The following is a 6,468-nucleotide window of genomic DNA, read 5'->3' as shown; positions in this document are numbered from 1 at the left end:
GTCCAGGCTTTTATGTGTGCTTCCAAAGCAAGTGCACTTCCCTTATTTGCCCTTACAGCTCTTTGATTTTCATCACTGTAACCAAAAACAAGATTAGCTTTGGCAAGTTCAAGATCCTTGATGCATTGAGCAAGCACTTCGGCCCCAGGTGTACGAGGAATATTTTTTGCCTGATTAATATCAAGATCAGGTTCAAGTCTTAACGGAACATCGCCCCATATTCTGCTCATGTAGAAATAAGTGAAAGCACGAAGAAAATAAGCTTCTCCTATGATACGTTTCTTATCATCCTGATTGGTAAATTTCTCGATAGCGATACCTGGAACCTTGTTAATTATCAAATTTACCTGCTGTAACAGTTGATAATAAGATTGCCAGTTCCAGTTCCCGGAACCTACGTTTAAACCAGTAAATTCTCCATTTGAAATGTTATAATTTTGATTGTCCCTATCAGATCTGATGCTAAATTCACCTGAAGGCGCATCACCATACACATGCCACGAATAATTGTTTAGCAATACCCTTCTTAGAGAAGAGTATGCTCCGGAAATGGCACTATTTGCATCTTGTCCATTAGTAAAATAAGCTCCGGTAAAGGTCGAATTATGGGGTTCGAGGTCCAGAATTCTTTTGCAAGCAACAGAGCTGATGACTAGTATTAAAAGCAAAAGCCCTGTAATATGTTTTTTGAAAYGTATTTTCATGATTTCATATTTAATAAATGATAAAACTATTAAAGCCCTATTTCCAGACCTATCGTATACTTTTTAGGTATGGCGTAACCGCTGCCGTTGTAAATACCAAAGGCATCAACCTGCTCAGCATCCGGTAAATTGGCCGATTGAAAAATATGAAGGTTATCTGCCATAGCATACACCCTTAGCCTGCTTAATGATAGTCTTTGTAATACTTTTGGCTTAAATGCGTAGGCTAAAGTGGCCGTTTTTATACGGATATAAGATCCGTTTTCAACCCATCGAGAGCTTACTGCAGCGTATTTGTAACGCGTGCCAGAGAATGAACTTAAAGAAGGATAATTTGCATTGTCTCCCGGATTCCGCCAGTAATTAATGCCATTTAAATATGGAAATGCATTGTTGCTTAATGCGTGCAAAGGATCAGGATCACCATCATCTGTTGGTACTAAATGCGAGAGCTTTCCTACCAGGTAATCGTTATAGATATCTCGTCCTAACGTAAATGTCGCAAATACGGAAAGGCTAAAATTCTTATAGCTGAAGGTATTTACCATACCTCCTGTCATTTTTGGATTTGGATTCCCGGCAGGTACATAATCTGTAGCGTCAAGAATTCCGTCTCCGTTCTGATCCTTCCATATTGGATCTCCACCTTTAAAAGGATATCCATAAAAGCTCAGCACACTTCCGTCGATGGGATTTACAGGAACATCTCCATCAGTGGCATATATGCCTGTTTGCTCAAATACATTATACTGATTGATAGACTGCCCTTGTCGCAAAAGGAATTTATCTAAATAGATATCCCGGCCACCATTTGGCAGCGATGTGATCAGATTTTTATTGAAAGCAAAGTTGAAATTGGTTTCCCACTGAAATGCTTTTGATGGATTGAAATAATGAGCAATGAATTGAGTTTCGATACCACTATTTCTTGTACCAATGGCATTTGAAGTTATAGTTGAGTAACCTGTAGTAATAGGGAGTGCAAGTGTAAATATTCCCTCGGTCGTATTTCTGACATAAGCATCGGCCACAAAATTAAATCGGCCATTTAAAAAAGTCAGGTCTACACCAATATTCGCTTGTTTTGAATGCTCCCAGGTAAGTTCACTGTTTGACAAACCTCCTGAAAAGTTTGGAGACACTGAAGGAACTCCATTATACGTATTCGATTCGTTTTGACCTGTTGATGGGTTTGAGCTACCCGGGAAACTGCCCGCCCCAACGTTATAGGTATTGAACGATAGGTAACTATCGCCACCATCCGGTTGTCTGCCTGTGATACCATAGCTACCACGAATTTTAAATAAGGTTAACCAGGAGCTGGCACCTTTCATAAAAGGTTCATCACTAACGATCCATCCAGCGGAGAATGATGGAAAGAAACCTACCCGGTTACCTTTACCAAATTTTGATGATGCATCGGCATTTATTACGCCCGAGAACAGATATCGCCCCTTAAAATCATAGTTAGCTCTGAAAAAGGCAGTTTGGATACCGCTTTCGATCAAATCTGAATAGGCATAAGAACCCATTTTATTGATCACTTTTACTACACTAATCTGATCGTTAGGTATACCATCAGCCTCGGCATATGTTGCCCTGTATTGATGGAACTCTGTATTCTGTCCGGCAAGTAAATTTAAATGATGGGTATCATTAATAGTGGTCGAAAACTGAATGGTATTGCTCATCAAATAGTTTGCAGAATTGTCTACAAAGCTCGTTGCATACCCTGTTCCACTTCTGCGAACTGTTCCTGGTGTGAAAGTATCCTTTCTGCTATTTGCAGTTTCATAAGATATGATGGTGTTAAATAACCATTTGTCAGAGATTTTCCAATCGATGGTCGGACTTATGCTTAAGCTGTTATTGGTATTGGCATCTGTTTGGATATTTGTATTTCCAAAGATGAAATCTCTATTTGCATCAGGGAGAAAAAGATTTGAAGATGGCAGTGGACTGCTTGCATAGTATCCTCCATTAAAAGGGCTGTTACCTCCGCTTAAATCACTAACAGATCTTGGTCTGTCGAGACGGTTATAGCGAATCTGAACACCAACGTCCAATTTAGGGGCAAGTTTTACGCCCATTCTGCTGTTGATACTATACCTGTCGAAACCTGATTTTTTAATGATACCGTCTTCAGAATAATAATTTAACCCATAACGATAAGTAAATTGCTCTGTACCACCGGTAAATGACAGATCATAATTATCCACTTTACCAGTCTGATAAAGTTGGCCTCTATAGTCATTCGCATTATTAAAAGCACTGTTTAAACTATCAGTAAGTATTTGAGGAATGTTTTTTAGGTTATCATACGTTCCATAATGGTTGATCAGTTCCATTTTTGCGCGGCCTTCTTCTGCTCCTATCAGTACCTTATCAAGGTTTGGGCGTTCTGTAATACCATGGTAGGTAGAGAAATTAATTTGCGTTTTTCCGGTTAATCCTTTTTTTGTTGTGATAAGAATAACTCCATTGGCTCCACGAGATCCATAGACTGCTGCAGCTGATGCGTCTTTTAAAATATCGATGTTCTCAATATCACTAATAGGTATACCTGCTAAGACATCTGTACTGGTTCCGTTACCAAAATTCAAAGCCGCAATATCCTCCGTACTCTGCATTACGTTATCCACTACATATAGCGGTCCGCTAATCGCTCTGGCCAAGCTGGCTTTACCAGAAGCCGAATTGGGATTATTGTCGATGTTTCTGCTCACGGCGGTATTTCCGCGCAATACAACAGTACTTCTTACCCCTGGTTCGCCTGAAAAGTTCTGCACGTTTAATCCAGCAACACGACCTTGCAATAAGGTACTTAGGGACGGCGCCGGAACATCAGCAATAGATTTAGGATCAACTGAGGTTATAGCAGCACTGGCCTTTCTTCTGGAAACTTTCTGGTAACCAATAACAACTACATCATTTAACGTCTTTTGATCAGATTCCAGCTGAATTTCGATATTGGTATCACCAGCTTTTACTACAATTTCTTTTGCTTTATAACCAAGCATACGAAACACGATTGTACTTCCAACAGGCATGTTTATTGAATAACGCCCCTGATCGTCTGTAGAACTGCCGTTGTTGGTACTCTTATTTATTACCGACACCCCTGGTAATGGCTGATTGTCGGTTGCATCTTTAACGACACCGTTAATATGGATTGCTGTGGTGGATTGGGCGTAGCCACTAAAAAATATAGTTCCTAGTGCTATCTGCAATAGCATTAGTACGCCTAGTATTTTATTCTTATATAAAATTGCATTCATGAATTTTAAATTAATACCTGCTCCCTATTTGTCATCAGGAGTCCAGGAGTTCAGATTGATTGGTTTGGTTTGAAACATTAAAGTTTCCATTGGTTGGTTTAATTTTGATTGTTAGGTTATTCCATAGGCTAAATTGTTTTAGTTAGATTTATTTGTTTAATAGTCGGTTTATTATTATATGTTGATAATTTTTAGGTAAAACGATTTAGCTATTTAGAACTAATTTGGCTTAAATGTCAAAAAGTGAGCAAAAAAAGTTTGGTTTTTAAATAATCCGAATGAAAATCAGGCTACAAAGAATACAACACCCAACAATTCAATTATTTCATGAAGCTAAAGTAATATAATTTTAAATTCACTGGTATTTATTTTGATATTTTTAATAAAAAAACTTCAAAAACTAATAAAAAATAAAATAAATTAAATAAAAAAGCGTAAAAATATATGCTATACAAGAACTTAATACTCTATTTAACAAAATAAAAGCAACAAAACAACATTACAATTAAACTTAATAGAATATTTACTGTCATTGGCAACACAACAGAATATCTATTAGGAATATCTCAATAAAACCTAAGCTACTGACCGTATTTATAACTTTGAAATTCGTTTGGAGACATGGCAGCATGTTGCTTATAAAGACAAAACAATCCATTTATAAAAAACCGTATACCGGCTAACCGGTATACGGGTAAATATTCTTGATTTTATTTCTATGCGTTTTCAGCCGCCTTAACAATCATTTCTGCAACAAGTTCAGGTTGTGACATAAAAATAACGTGGCTCCCTTTAACTTCTTCGACAACGGTATTTGAACGTTTGTACATATTTCGCTGAATTTCAGGATTGATGCTTTTATCTTCAGTTGCAATTAATCCATATGAAGGTTTATTTCTCCAGGCAGCATCTGTAATTGGAGTTACAAAACCCTTTGCATAAAACGCACCCTGAGAGGCATACATAAACTCAGCTTCTTCAGCATCGATATCCGCACAGAAACCTGCGTGATATTTGTCTTTATCATAATAAACTATACCTTTTTCATCAGGCGGCAAAACGCCGTTTTCTGGTGCTGGCGGAGCAGTTTGCAGCCATTCCAAAGCTGATTCTCCATTATCTGGCTGGAATGCTGCGATATAAACAAGTGCAGCCACATTTGGATGATTCCCTGCTTCGGTAATTACAGCTCCACCCCATGAATGGCCAGCAAGAATAGCTGGTCCTCCTATTCTATCAAGCGCCACATGTGTAGCAAGGACATCATCCTCAAGTGAGGTTAATGGATTTTGTACCACTGAAACATTGAAACCTTTTTTTGTCAATACGTTATAAAGTGCTTTATAACCAGAACCATCAGCGAATGCGCCATGTACCAGAACAACATTCTTAACATTTAAATTTTCCATCGTTTTATTTTTTTATGAGTGATTGAACAATACAAAGTTGCACCATAAATTCTGGGTTAGGAATGGACAGTCTTCCCGAAGGATTGTAATTTTTTCCCTTTTTAACTTATTGTAATTAGAATAACTATCGTAACCGTAACTTAATCCTCGCTTAATCCGGATCATTTACCTTCATCTACGATTTAAAGTAGTGAAATGGCAATCTCTGGCAAGAAATTCAGCATATTCTGTATTAGTTGGCTCCTGCTTTCATTGCAATTTATTGCTTGTCGGAAATCTGACCCAGAAAAACCAGATTACCCTGCAGGTTCCAACGAAAAAATCAACAGCTGGGTATTAGACAGCATGCGGGTATACTACTATTGGCAAAATAGTCTACCTTCTAATCCAGAAATTACTAAAGCTCCTTTGGATTTTTTTTCATCAATTAAAAGTACTGAAGACAGATTTTCGAAATTAGTCAATCCAACTTTGCCAGAAAGCTACTATCCCTCACTGGTACATAATTTCGGATTTGACCTAGCGATTTATCGCGATAGTTCGGGAGAAACTAAGACGGTAGTGACTTTAGTTGTACCTGGCACTATAGCAGAGCACGATGGGCTGAAAAGAGGAAGTATTATTCTAAGTATTAATCAAACTACTCCGTCGGCTATAAATGCACCTAACCTCATCGCCGCAAGCATTAAACAGCGTAAAATAGTATTAAAACTTCAGCAAGGAGAAGAACTCATTCTCGGAGCAGCAATTGTGGCTGAAAATCCTGTATACAAATATAAAATCATCAGCAGTACCGGTAAATCTATTGCCTATCTGTTTCTAAATTCTTTCGAAGGGCGATCAAAATATGACCTTCAGAATGCTTTTGCCTATTTTAAACAAAATAATGCAACTGAACTCATATTAGACCTTCGATACAATCCAGGAGGAGATATCGCCATGAGCGCGGTAATGGCAGCMGCTATTGCACAGGTTCAGGCATCTGACGTATTTATAGAGTACAGGGGTAATAAGAATGCCCCCTTAAGAAGGGAAAATTTTGCCAGTACGATAGCCAATATTTCTGCAGGATACAAT

General features: G+C 38.0%; 4 protein-coding genes. 1 reads left to right on the top strand and 3 read right to left on the bottom strand.

The window, feature by feature from the left end:
• The 3 genes from AC1DG9_RS21270 to AC1DG9_RS21260 all read right to left on the bottom strand — a co-directional run.
• A partial coding sequence (locus tag AC1DG9_RS21270; RefSeq protein ID WP_477635194.1) for a RagB/SusD family nutrient uptake outer membrane protein occupies positions 1-704 on the bottom strand: 704 nt, incomplete at its 3' end.
• Between the two features lie 29 nt (positions 705-733).
• Positions 734-3,982 (bottom strand): SusC/RagA family TonB-linked outer membrane protein, encoded by a 3,249-nt coding sequence (locus AC1DG9_RS21265; protein ID WP_288879154.1) that lies wholly within the window; start codon positions 3,980-3,982, stop codon positions 734-736.
• 716 nt (positions 3,983-4,698) lie between these two features.
• On the bottom strand, positions 4,699-5,391 hold the full coding sequence (locus tag AC1DG9_RS21260; RefSeq protein ID WP_172660090.1) for an alpha/beta hydrolase: 693 nt from the start codon (positions 5,389-5,391) through the stop codon (positions 4,699-4,701).
• A 195-nt stretch (positions 5,392-5,586) separates the two neighbouring features.
• Here AC1DG9_RS21260 and AC1DG9_RS21255 point away from each other — a divergent pair.
• Positions 5,587-6,468: S41 family peptidase (locus AC1DG9_RS21255; protein WP_477635193.1), on the top strand; the 882-nt coding region annotated here is incomplete at its 3' end.

It is taken from the genome of Pedobacter sp. 05L430 (assembly GCF_056397585.1).
The sequence above is the reverse complement of the archived record's forward strand: the minus strand, read 5'-3'. Positions and strand labels throughout refer to the sequence as shown.